The 21,599-nt window shown below is 70.1% G+C and carries 16 protein-coding genes and 1 pseudogene; 13 read left to right on the forward strand and 4 right to left on the reverse strand.

Annotation, left to right across the window (positions count from 1 at the left end; genetic code table 11):
• From ABZ896_RS28415 to ABZ896_RS28435, 5 genes and pseudogenes are all read left to right on the forward strand, one after another.
• A pseudogene (locus tag ABZ896_RS28415) lies at positions 1 to 201 on the forward strand (LytR family transcriptional regulator); the annotation flags it as partial.
• A gap of 117 nt (positions 202 to 318) precedes the next feature.
• The gene (locus tag ABZ896_RS28420) at positions 319 to 2,037 is read left to right on the forward strand and encodes an LCP family protein (protein ID WP_360935075.1); all 1,719 of its coding nucleotides are present in this window, start codon (positions 319 to 321) and stop codon (positions 2,035 to 2,037) included.
• Between the two features lie 86 nt (positions 2,038 to 2,123).
• Positions 2,124 to 3,647, forward strand: a complete 1,524-nt coding sequence (locus tag ABZ896_RS28425) for an LCP family protein (protein ID WP_360935078.1) — start codon at positions 2,124 to 2,126, stop codon at positions 3,645 to 3,647.
• An 86-nt stretch (positions 3,648 to 3,733) separates the two neighbouring features.
• A complete protein-coding gene (locus ABZ896_RS28430; RefSeq protein WP_360935081.1) occupies positions 3,734 to 5,458 on the forward strand; it encodes an LCP family protein in 1,725 nt (574 codons plus the stop codon).
• Positions 5,459 to 6,021: 563 nt separating this feature from the next.
• The gene (locus tag ABZ896_RS28435; RefSeq protein ID WP_360935192.1) at positions 6,022 to 7,560 is read left to right on the forward strand and encodes an LCP family protein; all 1,539 of its coding nucleotides are present in this window, start codon (positions 6,022 to 6,024) and stop codon (positions 7,558 to 7,560) included.
• 46 nt (positions 7,561 to 7,606) lie between these two features.
• Here the strand turns inward: ABZ896_RS28435 and ABZ896_RS28440 are convergent, their stop codons facing one another.
• Entirely contained in the window at positions 7,607 to 8,635 is a 1,029-nt protein-coding gene (locus tag ABZ896_RS28440; protein ID WP_360935084.1) for a glycosyltransferase family 2 protein, read from the reverse strand.
• Positions 8,636 to 8,763: 128 nt separating this feature from the next.
• Between ABZ896_RS28440 and ABZ896_RS28445 the strand changes: the two genes are divergently transcribed.
• From ABZ896_RS28445 to ABZ896_RS28455, 3 genes are all read left to right on the forward strand, one after another.
• Positions 8,764 to 10,215 (forward strand): LCP family protein, encoded by a 1,452-nt coding sequence (locus ABZ896_RS28445; RefSeq protein WP_360935087.1) that lies wholly within the window; start codon positions 8,764 to 8,766, stop codon positions 10,213 to 10,215.
• A 111-nt stretch (positions 10,216 to 10,326) separates the two neighbouring features.
• Positions 10,327 to 10,689 carry a four-helix bundle copper-binding protein gene (locus tag ABZ896_RS28450; RefSeq protein WP_360935090.1) on the forward strand — a complete coding sequence of 121 codons (363 nt, stop codon included), beginning with the start codon at positions 10,327 to 10,329 and terminating at the stop codon, positions 10,687 to 10,689.
• Positions 10,690 to 10,953: 264 nt separating this feature from the next.
• Positions 10,954 to 13,662 carry a S8 family serine peptidase gene (locus ABZ896_RS28455; RefSeq protein ID WP_360935093.1) on the forward strand — a complete coding sequence of 903 codons (2,709 nt, stop codon included), beginning with the start codon at positions 10,954 to 10,956 and terminating at the stop codon, positions 13,660 to 13,662.
• A 55-nt stretch (positions 13,663 to 13,717) separates the two neighbouring features.
• Here ABZ896_RS28455 and ABZ896_RS28460 read toward each other — a convergent pair whose 3' ends face one another.
• Entirely contained in the window at positions 13,718 to 14,998 is a 1,281-nt protein-coding gene (locus ABZ896_RS28460) for an LCP family protein (protein ID WP_360935096.1), read from the reverse strand.
• 92 nt (positions 14,999 to 15,090) lie between these two features.
• Here ABZ896_RS28460 and ABZ896_RS28465 point away from each other — a divergent pair, with 92 nt between their 5' ends.
• The 3 genes from ABZ896_RS28465 (at position 15,091) to ABZ896_RS28475 (ending at position 16,936) form a co-directional block, all read left to right on the forward strand.
• Complete coding sequence (locus ABZ896_RS28465; RefSeq protein WP_360935099.1) at positions 15,091 to 15,675, forward strand: acyl-CoA thioesterase; 585 nt, start codon at positions 15,091 to 15,093, stop codon at positions 15,673 to 15,675.
• 41 nt (positions 15,676 to 15,716) lie between these two features.
• On the forward strand, positions 15,717 to 16,178 hold the full coding sequence (locus tag ABZ896_RS28470) for a hypothetical protein (protein ID WP_360935102.1): 462 nt from the start codon (positions 15,717 to 15,719) through the stop codon (positions 16,176 to 16,178).
• A 104-nt stretch (positions 16,179 to 16,282) separates the two neighbouring features.
• Complete coding sequence (locus ABZ896_RS28475) at positions 16,283 to 16,936, forward strand: dihydrofolate reductase family protein (protein WP_360935105.1); 654 nt, start codon at positions 16,283 to 16,285, stop codon at positions 16,934 to 16,936.
• A 22-nt stretch (positions 16,937 to 16,958) separates the two neighbouring features.
• On the opposite strand, the gene ABZ896_RS28480 is transcribed toward ABZ896_RS28475, so the two are convergent.
• Together ABZ896_RS28480 and ABZ896_RS28485 are read right to left on the reverse strand one after the other, a co-directional pair.
• Entirely contained in the window at positions 16,959 to 17,276 is a 318-nt protein-coding gene (locus ABZ896_RS28480; protein WP_360935108.1) for a hypothetical protein, read from the reverse strand.
• Between the two features lie 68 nt (positions 17,277 to 17,344).
• Positions 17,345 to 18,502, reverse strand: a complete 1,158-nt coding sequence (locus ABZ896_RS28485) for an acyl-CoA dehydrogenase family protein (protein ID WP_360935111.1) — start codon at positions 18,500 to 18,502, stop codon at positions 17,345 to 17,347.
• Positions 18,503 to 18,679: 177 nt separating this feature from the next.
• On the opposite strand from ABZ896_RS28485, the gene ABZ896_RS28490 reads away from it, so the two are divergent.
• Entirely contained in the window at positions 18,680 to 20,023 is a 1,344-nt protein-coding gene (locus ABZ896_RS28490; RefSeq protein ID WP_360935114.1) for a UDP-glucose/GDP-mannose dehydrogenase family protein, read from the forward strand.
• A 372-nt stretch (positions 20,024 to 20,395) separates the two neighbouring features.
• Complete coding sequence (locus tag ABZ896_RS28495; protein ID WP_360935117.1) at positions 20,396 to 21,598, forward strand: DNA gyrase subunit B; 1,203 nt, start codon at positions 20,396 to 20,398, stop codon at positions 21,596 to 21,598.
• Position 21,599 lies beyond the last annotated feature (1 nt).

The raw sequence follows: 21,599 nt of genomic DNA on the forward strand, positions 1-21,599 counted from the left end.
TTCCTGACCGTGCCGAGGGAGTCGTACATCCACGACCGCAATCGCGACCAACTCGCGCAACCGGCGGCCCGGCGGCTTTTCGAACGGCTGCGCAAGGATGCCCCGGTGACGGTGACGGAGGACGAACCAAAACTTTCAGGAATCTCCAAGAACCGGGAATCGTTCCAGGGCAGTACGGCGGCCGAGGATGTGTGCGGGTAAAGCGTTCACCAAGTGGATGACAACACGTCCGGTTAAATAGGCGGATTGTCCGTTGTAGGGACGTGGAATATGTCACCGCCGTAACCTCCCGGGGAATCGGACGGCTAGTGTGCAACCGTGGACGCGCAAGGCCGTGGACAGGCGGGTGACATCGACCCCGCAGACCAGTGGGTGCTCAATCCGCGCACCGGTGAATACGAGCTGCAACTGACTCCTTTCGTACCGCAGTCGGCCGTGCCCTCGCCGCGCAGGACCGCACCCGGCAGCCGTACGACCACTCCCGTGGCCCCCGGCCGGGGTGTGCCGCCGCCGCGCAGACGGCGGGGGGCGCCCGAGGAGCCGCTGCCGGGGCGGCGCGGGCGTCGGCCGGTCAAGAAGCAGTCGAAGGCGAAGAAGGCACTGGCGTGGACCGGCGGCACGATGGCGGTCGTGCTGATCGCGGTCGCGGGCGGCGGCTATCTCTACATCCGGCACCTCAACGGCAACATCACCGCCCTCTCCGACGACGGTGCGAGCACCGGTGGCTTCCAGACGGACAAGGCGATCAACATCCTGCTGATCGGCACCGACAAGCGCACCGGCGAGGGCAACACGAAGTACGGCGACGCGGGCAGCGTCGGCCACGCGGACACCACGATCCTGCTGCACGTCTCCAAGGACCGGACGAACGCGACCGCGCTGAGCATCCCGCGCGACCTGATCGTCGACGTCCCCGACTGCCCGACCACACAGGAGGACGGCTCCACGAAGGTCATCCCGGGCACGGACGACGTCCGCTTCAACACCAGCCTCGGCCAGGACGGCCGTACGCCGAGCTGCACGGTGCGCACCGTCACCGAGCTGACCGGGATCCAGGCCGACAACTTCATGGTGGCCGACTTCAACGCGGTCAAGACGCTGACCTCGGCGGTGGGCGGGGTCGAGGTCTGTCTGGCCAAGGACATCGACGACGCGGACTCGCATCTGAAGCTGTCGAAGGGCACGCACACGATCTCCGGTGAGCAGGCGCTCGCCTTCGTGCGCACCCGGCACTCGGTCGGCTTCGGCGGTGACCTGAGCCGGATCGGGCTCCAGCAGCAGTTCCTGAGCGCGCTGATGCGCAAGCTGAAGTCGAACGACACGCTGACCAACCCGGCGAAGATGCTGAAGCTGGCGGAGGCGGGCACCAAGGCGCTGACCGTCGACTCGCAGCTGGACAGCATCGGCAAGCTGAAGGACCTCGGTCTGGAGCTGGGCAAGCTCAACGTCAAGAACCTCACCTTCACCACCGTGCCGGTGGTCGACAACCCGGCGGAGAAGGTGAAGGCGACCGTCGTCCTCAACGACTCCACGGCGCCCACGGTCTTCGACATGATCAAGAACGACGTGTCGTTCACCGAGGTCAAGAAGAAGGCGGAGGCGTCCAAGGACGCGGCGGCCGCGCAGGCGGCGGCGCGCCTCAAGGGCACCAAGTCGGCCGCCTCCGACATACGGGTGCGGATCCTCAACGGCGGTGCGCCGGCCGGCAGCGCGCAGGGCGAGCTGGAGTACCTCCAGAACGAGGAGGGCGTGCTCAAGTCCGAGAACGCGGGCAACACCGAGGTCAAGCAGGCGAAGACGACCCTGGAGTACGCCCCCGACCAGGCCGACCAGGCCCGGCGCCTCGCGGACCTCATGGGCCTGCCCGGTACGGCGATGAAGCCGGGCAAGAGTGTCATCAACTCCCAGGGCCTGCCCGCCATCACGCTGATCCTCGGCAAGGACTTCAAGGGCGCGGGCGTCTCCCTCACGGCCGCCACCAAGGCCCCGGAGGGGGTGCAGCAGTCCACGGCGGACAAGGTCGAGTGCGCCAAGTGAGTTGACCTGAAGGGCCTGTCTTACGTCTTACGGGGCGTAGGACAGGTCTTTTCGCGTGTGGGGCGCGTGAGGGTGGGGAGACGGGGATGGTCCAGGGACGGCGTCGGGCTGCCAAACGCAAGCACCGGGTGCTGAGATGGTCGGCGAGCACGCTCGCGGTGCTGATACTCGGGGTGGCCGGCTGCGGGTACGCCTACTACCGCCACCTCAACGGCAACATCACCAAGGGTGAGCGCGCCAGCGGCGACTCCAAGGCGCGCAGGGCCGCGCCGAACGCCGCCGGGCAGACCCCGCTGAACATCCTGCTGATCGGCTCCGACAGCCGGGCCTCCGCCGCGAACGTCAGACTCGGCGGCAGCCGGGACGACCGCGGCAACCCGCCGCTGGGCGACGTGCAGATGCTGATCCACCTCGCCGCGGACCGCAAGAGCGCGGCGGTGGTGAGCATCCCCCGCGACACCCGGGTGGACATCCCGAAGTGCACGGACCCGAAGACCGGCACCAAGTACCCGGCGACCAACGACATCATCAACACCTCGCTGGCCCGCGGCGGAGCCGGCTGCACGCTGACCACCTGGCAGAACCTCACCGGCGTCTACATCGACCACTGGATGACGATCGACTTCGCGGGCGTGGTGCGGATGGCGGACGCCATCGGCGGTGTCGAGGTCTGTGTGCGGCAGAACGTGTGGGACCGCCCGCTCCCCCGCGTGTCCGGCGGCTCCGGACTGAAGATGAAGGCCGGCCGCAAGAAGGTCCAGGGCGAGCAGGCGCTGCAGTGGCTGCGTACCCGGCACGCCTGGGGCAGCGACCCGCTGCGGGCCCGCGCCCAGCACATGTACCTGAACTCGATGATCCGCACGCTGAAGCAGCAGAACGTCTTCACCGACACCGGCCGGCTGATGGGTCTCGCCGAGGCGGCCACCAAGTCGCTCACGGTCTCCGAGGAGATCGGCTCGGTCAAGAAGCTGTACGACCTGGGCACGCAGCTCAGGACGGTGCCGACCGACCGGATCACCATGACGACCATGCCGACCGTCGAGGACCCGCAGAACGAGAACCACCTCGTGCCGGCGGGCGCCGACGCCGAGAAGATGTGGGCGATGCTCCGGGACGACGTGCCCTTCGACGACAAAGGCTCGACATCCGGGAAGAAGAAGGCGGACGGCACGAAGGCCTCGCAGGACCCCGCCGCCGCGAAGGACGAGATCGGTGTCCTCGTGAGGAACGCCACCCGCTCCTCGACGCTGGGTCCCGTCGACGGCCGCGCGGGCACGCTCGCCCGGGTCCTCGTCGGGAAGGGCTACAGCAAGGCCGTAGCGGACTCGGGAGCGCTGTCGGAGGAGCGGACCGTGGTGCGCTACCCGAGCGCGGATCTGGAGGGCGATGCCCAGGAGGTTGCCAAGTCCCTTAGTATTCCGCTGAGTTCGGTGAAGAGGTCGACCGACGTGAGCGGAGTCACGCTCTTCGTGGGCAGTGACTGGCGTGAGGGCACGGCATATCCGAAGGAGTCCGCTCCCCGGGCCGGTGACCTGCCCGGCACCTCCGACGAGATCAACGGCTCGGACACCGGCAAGTGCATGGACGTCTACGCGCCCTACCGGTGGTAGTCGAACGGGGCGGCTGTGACGTACGTACTCGTTGTAGGGTCGTGGGGTTTGTCATTACGTGGCCGTGACGGAGGTTTCGGACAACCGTGGACGCACAAGGCCGAGGGCGGGCGGAGGACATCGATCCTGCCGACCAGTGGGTACTCAATCCGAACACCGGCGAATACGAGCTGCGACTGACTCCTTTCGCTCCGCAGTCGGCCGTCCCGAGTCCCCGCAGAGCGGCGGCCCCCGTCCCGGGCGCGGTCGGCGGTCGTACGGCGCCGCCGCGCGCCCCCGGCCGGGAGGTGCCGCCGCCGCGCAGGCGGCGGGGGGTGCCCGAGGAGCCGCTGCCGGGGCGGCGCGGGCGGCGGCCGGTCAAGAAGCAGTCGAAGGCCAAGAAGGCCCTGCTGTGGACCGGCGGCACGATGGCGTTCGTGCTGGTCGCCGGTGCCACGGGCGGCTACTTCTATCTGAAGCACCTCGAGGGCAACATCGGCACGACGGACGTCGGTGACGCCGCCGCGAGCAGCTTCAGCAAAGACGAGGCCTTCAACATCCTGGTCATCGGCACCGACAAGCGCACCGGCGAGGGCAACGAGGGCTACGGCGACAAGGGCAGCGTCGGCCACGCCGACACCAACATCCTGCTGCACGTCTCCAAGGACCGGACGAACGCGACCGCGATGAGCATCCCGCGCGACCTGATCGTGGACATCCCGGACTGCGAGACCAAGCAGGAGGACGGCACCACGAAGACCGTCGCGGGAACCGAGGACAAGCGCTTCAACACCAGCCTCGGCCAGGACGGCCGGGACGCGGGCTGCACGATGCGTACGGTCGAGGCGGCCACCGGCATCAAGCCCGACCACTTCGTGATGGCCGACTTCAACGCGGTCAAGACGCTGACGTCGGCGGTGGGCGGGGTCGAGGTCTGTGTCGAGGAGGCGGTGAACGACAAGCAGTCCAAGCTGGTGCTGCCCGCGGGCAAGTCGACGGTGGAGGGCGAGCAGGCCCTCGCCTTCGTCCGGACCCGGCACGCCTTCGGCAACCAGGGCGACCTGGACCGGATCAAGGTGCAGCAGCAGTTCCTGGGCTCGCTGATGCGCAAGATGGCCTCCGGCGACACCCTCACCAACCCCTCCAAGCTGCTGAAGCTGGCGGAGGCCGCGACGAACGCGCTGACCGTGGACAGCGCGATCGGCAACGTCGGGACGCTCAAGGACATCGCCCTGGAGCTGAAGAAGGTGCCGCCGAAGAACATCACCTTCATGACGATCCCGGTGAAGGACAACCCGGCCGAGCCGACGCCGGTGACGGTGGTCATCGACGACTCGCGGGCCCCGGCGGTGTTCGACGCGATCAACGGCGACGTCTCCTTCACCGAGGTCGCGGCCCAGAAGAAGAAGGAGGCGGCCGCGGTCGCCGCGCGCCTCAAGGGCACGAAGTCGGAGGCCTCCGAGGTGCGGGTGCGCATCATCAACGGGGGTGCGGCGCCGGGCAGCGCGCAGCAGACGCTGACCTACCTCCAGACCGAGGAGGGGGTGCTGAAGTCCGAGAACGCGGGCAACCTCGAGGTCAAGCAGGCGAAGACGACGTTGGAGTACGCCCCCGACCAGGCCGACCAGGCGCGCCGGCTCGCGGACATCATGGGCCTGCCCGGCTCGGCCATGAAGCCCGGCAAGAGCGTCCTCAACTCCCAGGGCCTGCCCGCCATCACCCTGATCCTCGGCAAGGACTACAAGGGCGCGGGCGTCAAGCAGAACTCCTCCGCGGCCTCGGCGGCGGGCGTGGACAAGTCCACGGCGGACCAGGAGAAGTGCGCAAGCTGACGGCTCCGCCGGGGGCCGGTGAGGGGCGTCGGGTGCCGGGTGCCAATGCCGGGTGCGGGCGTCGGGTGCCGGGGCCGGCGACGGGTGTCGGGGCCGGACGTCGGGTACCGGCGGCGGATCCGCTACGGCGCGTCGGTCTACGACGTTGTCGTGACCGTTCGCGGCGGGCCGCCGGGCCGTCGCTCAGGTCGGGGCAGCGGCCGGGGAGTCGCGGCAGCCGGTCGCGCGGGGCTGACGCAGGCCGTCGGCGCGGTGCGGCAGCCAGTCCTACGCAGCTGACGCAAGCCGTCGGCACGTTGCCGTAGGCGCCTCGCGCGCCTGTCCCGACCGCCTCGCGACGCTGTCCCGGCCGCCTCGAAGGGTTGCCGTGGACGCCCCGCAGGGCTGCCCCGGCCGGGTGGTCGAGGGGGCTTCGCCGGAGGGCGGGTGTACTCACAGGGTCGTAGGGCAACCTGACGGGCCCGTCGTAGGTCTAAGACGCGGTGGGCCCGTGCCGTGGTGTGCGGGTCGGGTGGGTGGGGAGGACTGGGAAGTTGACGACGCAGTACAGCGTGCGCGAAGCCGTGCCGGAGACCGACAAGGGCGAGGGCGGCGGCAGCCGGCGGGCACCGCGCAAGCACCGGGTGCTGAGATGGTCCGCGGCCACGCTCGCGGTGCTGATACTCGCGGCCGCGGGCACCGGCTACCTCTACTACCGGCACCTCAACTCCAACATCGAGCAGGACGACCTGAACCTCGGTGACGACAAGGTCGCCGAGCCGACGCCCAACGAGGCCGGCCAGACCCCGCTGAACATCCTGCTGATCGGCTCCGACGCGCGGGACAGCAAGGAGAACCAGGACCTCGGCGGCGCCAAGGAGACCTTCGGCTCCGCTCCCCTCGCGGACGTGCAGATGCTGCTGCACCTCTCGGCCGACCGCACCAACCTCTCGGTCGTCAGCATGCCCCGCGACACCCTCGTACAGATCCCCAAGTGCACCGACCCGGACGACGGCAAGGTGTACGCGGCCAGCGACGGCCGTGCGATGGCCAACCAGAGCCTCGGCCACGGCGGCCCGGGCTGTACGGTCGCCACCTGGCAGGAGCTGACCGGCATCCACATCGACCACTTCATGATGGTCGACTTCTCGGGCGTGGTCTCCATGGCGGACGCCGTCGGCGGCGTCCCGGTGTGCGTCGACGCCAACATCCTCTCCCGCGACAGCGCGGGCCACGGGTCCGGACTGAAGCTGAGGAAGGGCACCACCTCGATCAAGGGCGTACAGGCCCTGCAGTGGCTGCGCACCCGCTACGGCTTCGAGGACGGCAGCGACCTGGCCCGCGCCAAGGCCCAGCACATGTACATGAACTCCCTGGTCCGCGAGTTGCGCGCCAACGCGACGATGAGCAGCCCCAACAAGCTGCGCAAGCTGGCCGAGCAGGCCACGAAGGCGCTCACCGTCGACCCGGGCCTGGGCACCGTCAAGGAGCTGTACGACCTCAGCAACGAGCTGCGCAAGGTGGAGCCGTCGCGCATCACGATGACGACCATGCCGAACCGTTACGTCGGCGCGCGCGTGGAGCCCACCGAGGACGCCGAGACGCTGTTCCGGCTGGTGCGCGAGGACATCGCGCTGGACGGCAAGGACGCGAAGCAGGCGACCTCCGACAAGACCGCCGAGGCCGAGGCGGCCTCCTCCGACGCGGCCGCCGCGAAGAACGAGATCGGGGTCCTGGTCGAGAACGGCACCCGCACCACCTCGCTGGCCGCGGTGAACGGCCGGGCGAGCACGGTCGCCGGGCTGCTCAAGGACAAGGGCTACACCCGGGCGTCGTACGACGGCTCGGGCTCCCTGAGCCAGGCGACGACCGTCGTCCGCTACCCGAGCGCCGACCTGGAGGGCGACGCCCAGGCGGTCGCCAAGTCCCTGGGCATCCCGATGAGTTCGGTGAAGAAGTCCACCGAGGTCTCCGGCGTCACGCTCGTGGTGGGCGCGGACTGGCGCTCGGGTACGACGTACAAGGCGCCCAAGGAGGACAACACGACCCCCGAGTCGGCGGAGGCCCTCAACGGCGCGGACGACTCGGCCTGTATGCACGTGAACCCGGGGTTCACCTGGTGAGCCCCGGGTTCATTGGGTGACGCGTTTCACATCTTCGTGACGCGTCTCACACCTTGTTGAGCACGGCGGGCCGTCGCGAGGCGATGACCCGCCGGGCCAGCGACTTCGGACTGGTCAGGAAGCCGAAGCCCCACGACATGTGCATGGTGGCCAGCGCGACGGGGATCTGGAGCCGCGCCTTCAGGGAGAGCCCCTTCCCGGCGGGCAGCGAGCCCAGCACGATCGCCGCGAGATAGCCGCCGGGGATCACGAAGCCCAGCGGGGTCAGCACCGCGCCGACGACGATCCCGGCCGCGATGGCGCAGACGGCGGTCGGCGGGGCGAGGTAGCGCAGGTTGATGGAGCCCTCGTGGTAGCGGGCGACGACGTGCCGCCAACGGCCGTAGTCCTTGTACTGCTTGGCCAACGCCTTCACCGAAGGCCGCGGCCGGTACGACACCTTCAGCTCCGGCGAGAACCAGATCAGCCCGCCGGCCTCACGGATCCGGAAGTTCAGCTCCCAGTCCTGGGCGCGGATGAACTCCTCGTTGTAGCCGCCCTGTTGCTCCAGCGCCTCGCGCCGGAAGACACCGAGGTACACGGTCTCGGCGGCCTGCGCCTCACCCCCCGTGTGGAAGGCCGCGTTGCCCACCCCGATCTTGGAGGTCATCGCGGCGGCGACCGCCTCCTCCCACGCCGTCTCGCCCTCGGCGTGCATGATCCCGCCGACGTTCTGCGCGCCGGTCTCCTCCAGGAGCCGTACGGCGGTCGCGATGTAGTTCGGCGAGAGCATGCCGTGGCCGTCGACGCGGACGACGATCGGGTGGCGGGAGGCCTTGATCGCGGCGTTGAGGGCGGCGGGGGTGCGGCCGGTGGGGTTGGGCACGGTGTGCACCCGTGCGTCTTCGGCCACGAGCTGGGCCGCGATCTCGTCCGTACGGTCCGTGGACGGACCGATGGCGATCACGACCTCCATCTCGCCGCCGTACTCCTGCGCGAGGATCGCTTGGACGGCTCCGCGCAGATGCCGCTCCTCGTTGAGGACGGGCATGATCACAGACACGGCGGGGAGCTGCACGTCGGGCTTTGCGTTCATAGGGGGCTCACGTTACCGCGAACGGGGGACAGCGCTCGCCCCGCCCGGGGCGGCGGGCGGGGTCGCAGATCGTATGGGCCTACGGTGCTCACGATCCCTCGTACGGCCCCTCGCGGAGGTGTCCCCCCATGCCCGCCACGCCGCCCCGCTCCCCCGCCGCCCGCCGCCCGCAGCGCCGCCCCCGGCCCCCCGTCCGGCGCAGGAAGCCGCGCTGGGCCATGCGGGCGGTGACCACCCTGTCGGTCGTGGTGCTCGCCTCGGCCGGGATCGGGCACGCGGTGGTCACCAGCCTGGACGCGGACATCGCGCGCGTGGACCCCTTCAAGGACATGAAGAACCGGCCGCGCGCGGGCCACGGCATGAACGTCCTGCTGGTCGGCACGGACGGCCGCGACAGGATCACGAAGGCGGAGCGCCAGAAGTACCGGCTGGGCGGCGCGCCCTGCCACTGCACCGACACGATCATGATCGTGCACATCTCGGAGGACCGGGAGCGGGCGAGCGTGGTGAGCCTGCCGCGCGACTCGTACGCGATGACGCCCGCGCACACCGACCGCACCACCGGAGAGCACCACCACGGGCACCCCATCAAGCTCAACGCGGCCTACGCGGAGGGCGGCCCGCAGCTGACGGTCCGGACCGTGGAGACGATGACCCACGTGAAGATCGACCACTACCTGGAGGTCGACTTCACCAGCTTCATGAAGACGGTGGACGTCCTCGGCGGGGTCGAGATCTGCAACGCGGATCCGCTCAAGGACTCCTACACCGGCCTGAACCTGCCCCCCGGCCGGCATCACCTCATGGGCGGCCAGGCCCTCCAGTACGTCCGCTCCCGGCACGCCGACGGCTCCTCGGACCTCGGCCGGATGAAGCGCCAGCAGCGGTTCCTGGCCGCGCTCGTCGACCGGGCGACCTCCTCCGGGATCCTGCTGAACCCGATGAAGTTCCGCGACGTGACCCGGGCGGTCCTCGGCTCCGTACGCGCCGACAAGGGCTTCGGCACGGACGAACTGCTCGACCTCGGCCGGGCGATGCGCAACTTCTCCCCCTCCTCCTCGGAGTTCACGACCGTGCCGATCGGACGGATGGGCTACCTCGTCAAGGGCGTCGGCTCCACGCTGAAGTGGGACCCGGTGAAGTCCGAGCGCCTGTTCAGGGCCCTGCGCGACGACAAGCCGCTCGCCGTCCACAAGCCCGCGTCCAAGGCGCTGATCGTCCCCGTCGCCCCCCAGCAGATCCGCGTCCAGGTCGAGAACGGCACCGCCACCGGGGGGCTCGGGCAGCGGGTCGACGCGGCGCTCGCGGCGACCGGCTTCCGCACGACCGGCAACCCCACGAACGCGACCGCCCGCACGGCCAAGCGCACGGTCGTCCTCTACGACCCCCGCTGGGACCGCTCCGCCCGCTCCCTGGCGACGGCCCTCCCGGGCAGCGAACTGCGCGCGGTCAGGGGCCAGGGGCCGCTGCTCAAGGTGGTCGCGGGGGCGGACTTCGAGCGGGTACGGAAGGTACGGGCGGAGGACGTGACGAGGGGGGAGTTCGGGGTGGTGACGGGGGACGAGGTGGGGTGCGCGTAGTGGTTTCGGGCGGAATTGTTCGCGTCCGCCCGATGGCGTCCGGCGTGGGACAGGCGTAGGAACGGAAGGACACGGGGCCCGCCCCGGGCTCCGCGTCCCCCAGGAGGAGCCATGACCCAGGCCGAGAGCATGTCCGCGATGAGCAAGGAGATGCAGGACTGCGTCGACGCGTGCATGGACTGCCACAGCGTCTGCGAGGAGACCATGAGCTCCTGCATGCAGAAGGGCGGCCAGGCGCAGATGCAGATCATGCGGGCGCTCATCGACTGCGCGGAGACGACCCGGATGTGCGCGGACATGATGATGCGCCGCTCGCCCCTGCACGCGGAGATGTGCGCGATGTGCGCCAAGGCGTGCGAGATGTGCGCGGAGGCGTGTATGAGCATGCCGGACGACCCCCAGATGGCGCGCTGCGCCGAGGCGTGCCGCCGCTGCGTGCAGACCTGCCGCACGATGGCGGGCATGACGATGTGACACCGGTCGTCCGGCACGGTCCGAGGGCACCCGGCGGGGTGCCCTCGCCCCTGGCCGGCCCGTCCGGGCAGCGCTACGACGGGCACCGCGCGGGAGGTCGGTCAGTCGGCGTATCTGCGGGGGCTTCCCGGGCGCGGGCCTAGGCGGGCCGGGGTGCGAGGAGGAGGGTGGTCCCGCATCGGTCGCGACCCGCCGGCCTCCTGGGGGCAGCCGGGGCCGGGTCGCCCGCAACGGGGGTAGTTCCAGCGACAACGGGGGCACGTCATGAGCGGTACCAGCACGTCAGCGGGTTCCGAGTTCAGTTACGTCGACAAGGCCAGCGGCGAGCGCAGGACCTTCCGGGCGTCCGGGAGCGAGGCCATGGTGCGGCTGCCCGCCGACGCCACGGGCGCCACCCTCGACGGCCTGGTCGCCGCCGAGCCGCTGCTCTCGGTCAGCCGGGGCTACAACCTCGTCCGCGGGTTCGCCGCGGTCTATCTCGACCCGGCCGCCGACACCGACGCGGCCGCGCTCCGGGAGCAGCCGGAGGTCACCGACGCGCTGCCGGTGATGATCGACGAGAACGGCGCCTCCCGGTACTTCGTGCCCGGCGAGTTCTCCGTCCAGTTCCGGCCCGAGGTCGGCACGGAGCGGGCCGAGCACATCATCGCGGAGCACGGCAGCGGCGTCGCCGCCGCCCGCCGCACCCCGGGCGCCTACACCCTGAAGGTGCCCGAGGGACACGAACTCTTCGAGACCATCAGGGAGTTCTCCGACCTGGAGGAGGTCCGCTTCGCCGAGCCGTCCGAGGCCGGCTTCGACGACGCGCTCGCCTACTTCCCCGACGACCCGGACTTCGGGCGGCTGTGGGGCCTGCGCAACACCGGCCAGTCCGTCGACGGCGTCGTCGGCACCGCGGGCGTCGACATCGCCGTCACGGACGCCTGGGACCTCACCCGCGGCGACCCGAACATCGTCGTCACCGTCATCGACACCGGCGCCAACCTCGCCCACCCCGACCTCGCGGACAACTTCCTGCCGCGCGGCACGGAGGACTGGGACTTCTCCGACGCGGGCGACGGCGTGCCCGAGGACGACGACGGCCACGGCAGCCATGTCGCCGGGACCATCGCGGCCGTCGACAACAAGATCGGGGTCATCGGGGCCGCGCCGGGCTGCCGGATCATGCCGCTGCGCATCAACCTGACTTCGGGCATGAACGACAACCGCGCCGACGCCATCAACTATGTACGCGGCCAGGCCCAGGCCCACCCCGACCGCCGCTACGTCGTCAACTGCTCCTGGCGCACCAGCGGCGACCACGCGGGCATCCGTACGGCGATCCAGGACACGGTCGCCGCGGGCGTGGTGATCTGCTTCGCGGCCGGCAACGACGGCTCCAACACGGACGTGACCCCGCAGTATCCCGGCGTCTACCCCGAGGTGATCGCGGTCGCCGCCCTCGACCAGAACAACGCCCGTGCCTCGTTCTCCAACTTCGGCACGAACGTCGACGTCGCCGCACCCGGCGTCAACGTCTGGTCGACGTACCTGGGCGGCAACTACCGCTTCCTGGACGGCACGTCGATGGCGACCCCGCATGTCGTCGGCGTCGCCGCCCTGGTCTGGTCCCGCAACCCCGAGCTCAGCGGCGACCAGGTCCGCCGGATCGTCGAGAGCACCTGCGACGACGTGGACGCGGCCAACCCGGGGTTCGCCGGCATGCTCGGCCGCGGCCGCGTCAACGCCTACCGCGCGGTCACGAGCCCCCTGGTCTTCCCGACCGACTCCACCGTCCAGGCCGACCTGACGGGCGACGGACGCGCCGACATCGTCGGCTTCGGCGACGCGGGCGTCTGGGTGTCCCTGAACAACGGCAACGGAGGCTTCCCGCAACCCCAGTTGGCGGTCGCCGACTTCGCCTACCAGGCGGGCGGTTGGCGTACGTCCAAACACCCGCGCTTCCTCGCGGACATCACCGGCGACCGGCGCGCGGACATCGTCGGCTTCGGGGACGCGGGCGTGTGGGTCTCCCGGAACAACGGCAACGGGGGTTTCCGGCAGCCGCAGATGGTCGTGGGCAACTTCGCGTATGTGGCGGGTGGTTGGCGGGTGGAGAAGCATCCGCGGTTCCTGGCCGACCTGACTGGCGACGGGCGCGCGGACATCGTGGGGTTCGGGGACGCGGGCGTCTGGGTGTCGCTCAACAACGGCAACGGCACCTTCCAGAACCCGCAGATGGTCGTCGCCAACTTCGCCTACGTCGCGGGAGGTTGGCGCGTCGAGAAACACCCGCGGTTCCTCGCCGACCTGACCGGGGACGGGCGCGCGGACATCGTCGGCTTCGGGGACGCCGGCGTGTGGGTGTCTTTGAACAACGGCAACGGCACCTTCCAGCAACCGCAGCTCGTCGTGCAGAACTTCGGTTACGCGGCCGGGGGTTGGCGGGTGGAGAAGCATCCTCGGTTCCTGGCCGACCTGACCGGGGACGGGCGCGCGGACATCGTGGGGTTCGGGGACGCGGGGGTGTGGGTGTCGCTCAACAACGGCAACGGGACCTTCCAGAACCCCCAGATGGTCGTCGCCAACTTCGCCTACGTCGCGGGCGGTTGGCGGGTGGAGAAGCACCCGCGGTTCCTCGCGGACCTGACCGGGGATGGGCGCGCGGACGTCGTGGGGTTCGGCGACGCGGGCGTCTGGGTGTCGCTGAACAACGGCAACGGCACCTTCCAGAACCCCCAGATGGTCGTCGCCAACTTCGCCTACGTCGCGGGCGGTTGGCGGGTCGAGCGGCATCCGCGGTTCCTCGCCGACCTGACCGGTGACCGGCGGGCCGACGTCGTCGGGTTCGGGAACGCCGGGGTGTGGGAGGCGCTCAACGGCGGGAACGGGACGGCCTTCCAGCAGCCGCGGCTCGTGGTGCAGAACTTCGGCTACGACGCCGGTGGCTGGCGGGTGCAGAAGCACCCGAGGATCGTCGCCGGACGCAGGTGAGCGGACATGACGAAGGACCGGCCCCTCCCGGGACCGGCCCTTCCGTGTACGGCGCTCAGTTGCCGGAGACCGTGACCTTCTCGTCGTTCTTCAGCTCGTCGACCAGGGTCTTCACCTTGGCCTTGTCCCACAGCAGGTTGCCGCCGGTGGAGCCGGAGATCGGCATGTTCATCGACGTGCCGTCACCGCCGTTGACGCCCTTCATCGCCCAGAACATGGAGGCCAGGTCGTACAGGCTCATGTCCTTGTCGACGATCAGCGAGTCCAGGCCCGCGCCCATCGTCGGGTAGAGCTTGAAGGGGTTGAGGATCGTGCTCGGGGTGGCGACCTGGCTGGCGAGCGCGTTGAGGAACTTCTGCTGGTTCTTCGTGCGGTCCAGGTCGGAGCCCGCGAGGGCGTACCGGGTACGGACGAAGGCGAGGGCCTGGTCGCCGTTGAGGGTCTGCTTGCCCGCCTTGAAGTCGGCACCGGACTTGGTGTCCTTCATGCCGCCCTTCGGGATGTCGATCTCGACACCGCCGACCGCGTCCACGATGTTCGCGAAGCCGGCGAAGCCGATCTCGACGTAGTGGTCGATCTTCAGGCCGGTGTTGTACTCGACCGTGCGCACCAGCAGCTCGGGGCCGTCCTCGGCGTAGGCGGCGTTCAGCTTCACGTGCCGGCCCGTGCCCTTGTACGTCTTGCCGGACTCGGAACCCACGAAGGTCGGGATCTCCACGTCCGAGTCACGCGGCAGCGAGATCAGTGTGTCGCCGTTGCTGCCGGTGTGCAGGATCATCATCGAGTCGGTGCGCTTGCCCTCGGCGGAGCCGGTGTGCAGCTGCTTCTTCTGCTCCGAGGAGAGGCCGGCGCGGCTGTCGGAGCCGACGATCAGGTAGTTGGTGCCGTCGCCCTGCTCCGGCCGGTCGATGACCTTGGAGAGGTCGACCTCGCGGTTGAGCTTGGAGTCGGCCCAGAAGTAGGTGCCGACGGTCGTCACGATCAGCCCGGTGATCACGACGATCGCGGTCCACTTGATCCGCTTGCGCCAGTTCGCGGGGCGGCGCGGGCCGCGGCCGCCGCCGTAGTCGCCGGGTCCGTCGTGGCCACCGCCGCCGGGGCTGCCGTAGACCTGGCCGGTGTTGTAACCGCTGTCGTACCCGTCGTAGTCACCATGGCCCTGGCCGTTGACGTACGAGGGCTGCGGCGGCTGCTGCGGCACACCTCCGTACGGCGGCGCCTGGCCGCGGCGGACCTGCCGCATCACGCGCGCGCCCTCGGGCTGTGCGCCTGCGCTGCCGCGTCCGTAGCGGTCGCCGCGGTTGTCGCCAGACCATGCATCGGGCCAATCGTTCATGGGGCCCAGTGTGCAGGTACCTGCTGTGTCCCATACAAGGGTCGTCGGAAAATCAGGGCAGCGCTGTTGCCAAGCTGACACAAATTCCGCGAATGGCAGCTCGGCATAAGGTGGAGGCCATGACAGACCAGGCCACCGCGCCGGAATCGGGAACCGAGCAGATCCCGGGCAAGCCGACCTCGGCGTCCCGGACCACGCTGAGCCACATCATGACCCACAACGACACCAACCTGCTGGGTACGGTGCACGGCGGTGTGATCATGAAGCTGGTGGACGACGCGGCGGGCGCGGTGGCCGGGCGGCACTCCGGCGGGCCCGCGGTAACCGCGTCCATGGACGAGATGGCGTTCCTGGAGCCGGTGCGGGTGGGCGACCTCGTCCATGTGAAGGCACAGGTCAACTGGACCGGGCGGACCTCCATGGAGGTCGGCGTACGGGTCCTCGCCGAACGCTGGAACGAGTCGGCGCCGGCGACGCAGGTCGGGTCGGCGTACCTGGTGTTCGCCGCCGTGGACGCGGACGGGAAGCCGCGCGCGGTCCCGCCGGTCCTCCCGGAGACGGAGAAGGACCGCCGCCGCTACCAGGAGGCCCAGATCCGCCGCACCCACCGCCTCGCACGCCGACGGGCGATCGTGGAACTCCGCGAGAAGCGGGCGGCGGAGGGGCTGGAGGACTAGAGGGTTCCCCTCCACGGCTTGTGGCGTGGCAGCCTGACGCCATGGACACCTTCGCGGCCCGGCTCGACGGCGGATGGGAGTGGTGGGACGCCGCCGTCGAGGAGGCGCAGGCGGGGCGCTGGATCCGTGACGCCGTGGAACGGCAGGTCATCAAGGACATCACCGCTGCGACCAACCCGCTCCACGGCGGGCGGACGGCCCCGTTCACCGAGGACTCGTGGCATGTGCGCATCGGGAGGATCGCGAACTGGGCGGGGGTGCTGCGGCTCGCCGCGCGGTCGGGCGGGTGGGTGCTCCGGCCGGTCGCCGGGTGTCGGCCGCCGCGTCCGGCGGGCATGGCCGAGTTGCTGTCCGGCATCTACGCGGTCGGCGAGCAGGGAGAGATCTGGATGCGGCGGTTCCTGAAGGGCGAGCCGCCGCCCGAGGGCGAGATCGCGAAGGCCGAGGGCTTCCTCACAGGGCCGGGGTCCGTCGAGGACCTTGAGCTGTTCTTCCACGACTGAGGAACCGCGCGTCTGCGTCGTCGGCAGGTAGCCCCCGTGCTTGCGATGAGTTCTGTCGGTCGGGAGAGTCTCATCAGCGTTGTCGACAGCATCAGGAGGATCCCGTGACTCAGCTACTGCGGGTGCAGAACTTCATGGTCTCCAGTGACGGGATCGGCGCGGGGCCCGACGCCGAGCAGAGTCTGGAGAATCCGTTCGGGCTGCCCGTGGGGCCCGAGACGCTGTTCGCCTGGGCGGGGGCGACGGCGAGCTGGCCCAATCGGACCGATCCGGGCGGGAGCCGGGGGCTGGACGACTACTTCACGCGGGACTTCTCGCGCAACATCGGCGCGGAGATCATGGGCCGCAACAAGTTCGGGCCGCAGCGGGGGCCCTGGCAGGACCACGAGTGGCAGGGCTGGTGGGGCGACGAACCGCCCTTCCACACCCCGGTGTTCGTGCTGACCCACCACACCCGCCCCTCGATCACCCTCTCGGACACCACGTTCCACTTCGTCTCCGGCGAGCCGGCCGCCGTGCTCGCGCAGGCGCGCGAGGCCGCCCAGGGCAAGGACGTCCGCCTCGGCGGCGGCGTCAGCACGGTCCGCCAGTTCCTGGACGCGGACCTCGTCGACACCCTCCACGTCGCCGTCTCCCCGGTGAAACTCGGCACCGGCCTCCGCCTGTGGGACTCCCCGGACGACCTCCGGGACCGCTTCCACCTGGAGGTCGTACCGAGCCCGAGCGGGGTGACACACCACCTGTTCTGGCGGAAGTGACCGGAAGCAGGACGAGCGGGCGTCAGGTCGCGGCGGGCAGGTAGCGCGCCGCCACGACTCCCGCCGCCCTCCGCAGGCGCTCGTAGTACCCCGCGCAACAGGGGTCGTCGATCAGCGGCAGGACCTCGTCCAGGCGCGTGACGCAGAACCAGAGGGTCGCGACGGCGTCGTCACCGAGACCACCACCCAGTTCGCACTGGACGAGGCCCGCGGTGTCCGAGTCGAGCAGGACCAGATCCACCCCCGCGACGTCGACGCCCCGGAAGCCCGCCGGGAACGGCGCGTGCAGGTGCTCCTCCCAGAGTCGGGAGAGCTCGCCGTCGTCATGTCGTACGCCCATGCCTCTGATCCTCCCCCGACGTGAAAAAGCCCCGGTCCGCGCGGGCCGGGGCTTCTTCGACGTCCTGTTTACGGCAGGTTGCGCGCCATCACGATGCGCTGGACCTGGTTCGTGCCCTCGTAGATCTGGGTGATCTTGGCGTCGCGCATCATGCGCTCGACCGGGTAGTCGCGGGTGTAGCCGTAGCCGCCGAGGAGCTGGACGGCGTCCGTGGTGACCTCCATCGCCACGTCCGAGGCGAAGCACTTGGCGGCCGCGCCCTGGAAGGTGAGGTCCTTGTCGCCGCGCTCGGAGGCGGCCGCCGCCTGGTACGTCAGCGAGCGGGCCGCGGCGATCTTCATCGCCATGTCCGCGAGCATGAACTGGATGCCCTGGAAGTCGGCGATCGCCTTGCCGAACTGCTTGCGCTCCTGGACGTACCCCTTGGCGTAGTCCAGCGCGCCCTGGGCGACACCGAGAGCCTGGGCCGCGATCGTGATGCGGGTGTGGTCCAGGGTCTTCATCGCCGTAGCGAAGCCCGTGCCCTCCTCGCCGATCATGCGGTCGGCCGGGATGCGGACGTTGTCGAAGTAGACCTCGCGGGTCGGGGAGCCCTTGATCCCGAGCTTCTTCTCGGGGGCACCGAAGGAGACGCCCTCGTCGGACTTCTCGACGACGAACGCGGAGATGCCCTTGGAGCGCTTCGTGAGGTCGGTCACGGCCATCACGGTGTAGTACTCGCTCACGCCCGCGTTGGTGATCCAGCGCTTCACGCCGTTGAGGACCCAGAAGTCGCCGTCGCGGACCGCCTTGGTCTTCATGCCGGCCGCGTCGGAGCCGGCGTCCGGCTCGGAGAGGGCGTACGAGAACATGCCGTCGCCCTTGGCGAGCGGCGAGAGGTACTTCTTCTTCAGGTCCTCGGAGCCGGAGAGGATGACCGGGAGCGAGCCCAGCTTGTTCACCGCGGGGATCAGGGAGGACGAGACGCAGGCGCGCGCCACCTCCTCGATCACGATGACCGTGGCGAGCGCGTCGGCGCCCGCGCCGCCGTACTCCTCGGGGACGTGCACGGCGTGCAGGTCGTTCGCAACCAGGGCGTCCAGCGCCTCCTGCGGGAAGCGCGCCTCCTCGTCGACCGCGGCGGCGTACGGCGCGATCTTCGCCTCCGTCAGGGCACGGATGGCGTCCCGGAGCATGTCGTGCTCCTCGGACGGGCGGTACAGGTCGAAGTCAGCCGATCCGGCCAAGGTCTCTCACGCTCCAAGGACGCTGCGTTGCCTGCGCTAATTACCGTTAAGTAACTCAAAGTTTAGGGGCCTGCCCACGGCAGTGATACGTGAGCTTGGCGACAGGGGGAAAACTGCCCGTCGCAGGGCCCGACTATGCTCGGGCACCGCATGACCGCAGACCCCTCTGGAGACCTCATGAGCCTCAAGATCACCGTGATCGGCACCGGCTATCTCGGCGCCACGCACGCCGCGGCCATGGCCGAGCTCGGGTTCGAGGTGCTGGGGCTCGATGTCGTGCCCGAGAAGATCGAGATGCTCCAGCGGGGCGAGGTCCCGATGTACGAGCCCGGCCTGGAGGACCTGCTGCGCAAGCACGTCGCCGGCATCGAGGGCTCCACCGGCCGGCTCCGCTTCACCATGGACTTCGCGGAGGTCGGCGCCTTCGGTGACGTGCACTTCGTCTGCGTGAACACCCCGCAGCGGCACGGCGAGTACGCCTGCGACATGTCGTACGTCGACTCCGCGATCGCCTCTCTCGCCCCGCACCTGGACCGCCCGGCCCTCGTCGTCGGCAAGTCGACGGTGCCGGTCGGCTCCGCGGACCGACTCGCCCGCTACCTCGTCGAGAACTCCCCCGCCGGCGAGGGCGCCGAGCTGGCCTGGAACCCGGAGTTCCTGCGGGAGGGGTTCGCGGTGGACGACACCCTCCACCCGGACCGCATCGTGGTGGGCGTGCGCAGCGAGCGCGCGGAGAAGCTGCTGCGCGAGGTGTACAGGACCCCGCTCTCGGAGGGCACACCCTTCGTGGTGACGGACTTCCCGACCGCCGAGCTGGTGAAGACCTCCGCGAACTCCTTCCTGGCGACCAAGATCTCCTTCATCAACGCGATGGCGGAGATGTGCGAGGCCTCGGGCGGCGACGTGGCCCGGCTCGCGGAGGCGATCGGGTACGACGACCGGATCGGGAAGAAGTTCCTGCGCGCCGGGATCGGCTTCGGCGGCGGCTGTCTGCCCAAGGACATCCGGGCGTTCATGGCCCGGGCGGGCGAGCTGGGCGCCGACCAGGCCCTCACCTTCCTCCGCGAGATCGACTCGATCAACATGCGCCAGCGCGGCCAGATGGTGGAGCTGGCCCGGCAGGCGCTGGGCGGCGGGTCGTTCCTCGGCAAGCGGGTCGCGGTGCTCGGCGCCACCTTCAAGCCCGACTCGGACGACGTCCGCGACTCCCCCGCCCTCAACGTCGCCGGCCAGATCCACCTCCAGGGCGGCCAGGTCACCGTCTACGACCCCAAGGGCATGGCCAACGCCCGCCGCCTCTTCCCGACCCTCGGCTACGCCGACACGGCCGTGGACGCGGTCCGCGGCGCGGATGTCGTACTCCACCTGACGGAGTGGCGAGAGTTCCGCGACCTGGACCCGGCAGCCCTCGGCGAGGCAGCGGCGACGAAGCTGATCCTGGACGGCCGCAACGCCCTGGACCCGACCCTGTGGCGCAAGGCCGGCTGGACGTACCGGGCGATGGGCCGCCCGACGGCCTAAGCGACCGGGGCCAGGGCCGGGTCGCGGAGTGATTGGTGCAGATGTCCCGGCTGCAAGCGCTTTCTGATGGGTCTTGGCGGGACAAACGCACCAATCCCTTCGGAGGCCGCGGGGGGGGGGACGGCGCGGGTGGAGACCCGGGGTGAGATTTCTCGATCCGGGGGGCTCGGGGTGCGCGGGGCGGGGGCGTACGGGGCGGTGGCGGGGGGTCGGGCGGGCTGCGGGGGGCGGGGGCGACTGATGGGGTCGGGGGGCGGCCGGGGGGCGTTGTCCGGGGCTGTCAGGGGTTCGGCGAATGTGGTCTGACCTGGTGTTTCTCTCGTTTTCTCCTAGGGTGGAGTCCTCTGTTGAACTCCTTCGGAGGGGGACTCTGTGAGTCATGAAGGCGTGCGTTATGACGGCAGTCGGATCGAGGTGCTGGAGGGGCTTGCGGCCGTGCGGAAGCGGCCCGGGATGTGGGTCGGGTCGACCGGTGAGCGCGGTGTGCGGCACATGGTGTTCGCCGTCGTCGACCGTGCGGTGAACGATGTTCTGGCCGCGGGCTCCGGCTCCGTGGACGTCACGCTCAGGCCCGACGGCGTGCGGGTCGTCGACGGTGGGTCGGGCATCCCCGTGGAGGCCGCCGGGCACTCCGGTGAGCCCACCCTTGAGGCCGTGCTGAGCCGTTGGGGGGCCGAGAAGTACGTCGGTGGCCGTCACGTCGTGGACGCGACACCCTTCTTCAACAACTGGCTCTTCGTCGTCAACGCCCTGTCGAGCCGGCTGACGGTCGAGGTACGGCGGGGCGGGGAGCGGTGGGTCCAGGAGTACGCGCGGGGAGTCGCCGCAGGTCCGCCTGTGACCGCAGGGCCCGCGACCGGCACCGGCACCACCTTCTTCTTCCGGCCCGACGACGAGATCTTCGCGACGACGGAGTGCTCCTACGAAGCTCTGGAGCAGCGCCTCAGGGAACTCGCCCTGCTCAACCCCGGCCTGGAGCTCTCCCTGACCGACGAGCGCACCCCGGGCGAGTCCCGGGCGTGCCGGTTCCGATTCCCTGGCGGGACACGGGACTTCGTGGCACTGCTCGAAAGGGGGGCGGGGAGTCCCGTGCACGCGGACGTCGTCCACGTCGAGCGGGAGGATCCGCGGATGGCGGGCATCGTGGAGGTGGCGCTGCGCTGGAGCGACGCGGACGACGAGCGGATGCGGTCCTTCGCCAACAGCCGGGCCACCACGGAGGGCGGCACGCATGTCGCCGGCTTCCGGGCCGGGCTGGCGGCCGCGCTCACCTCGTACGGGCGATCGCGCGGGCTGCTGACGGCCGACGACCCCGACTTCGGTCCCGGACAGATCGGCAGGGGTCTGACGTCGGTCGTGGCGGTGCGGCTGGACACGCCCGAGTTCGAGGGCGCCACGAGGGGCCGGCTCGGCGGCGGCGAGGTGCGTGAAGGTGTCGAGGAGATCGTCCGTGAGCACCTCTCCGCGTGGCTCGTGGAGCACCCCGAGGAGGCGGCGGCCGTGATCGGCATATGCAGGCTTCCCTGGAATCCACAAGACGAGTTCGATTTGCATTCGAGCACGGTGACGAATTGAC

The sequence above is a fragment of the Streptomyces sp. NPDC047072 genome (genome assembly GCF_040643855.1).
Classification (GTDB): Bacteria; Actinomycetota; Actinomycetes; order Streptomycetales; family Streptomycetaceae; genus Streptomyces.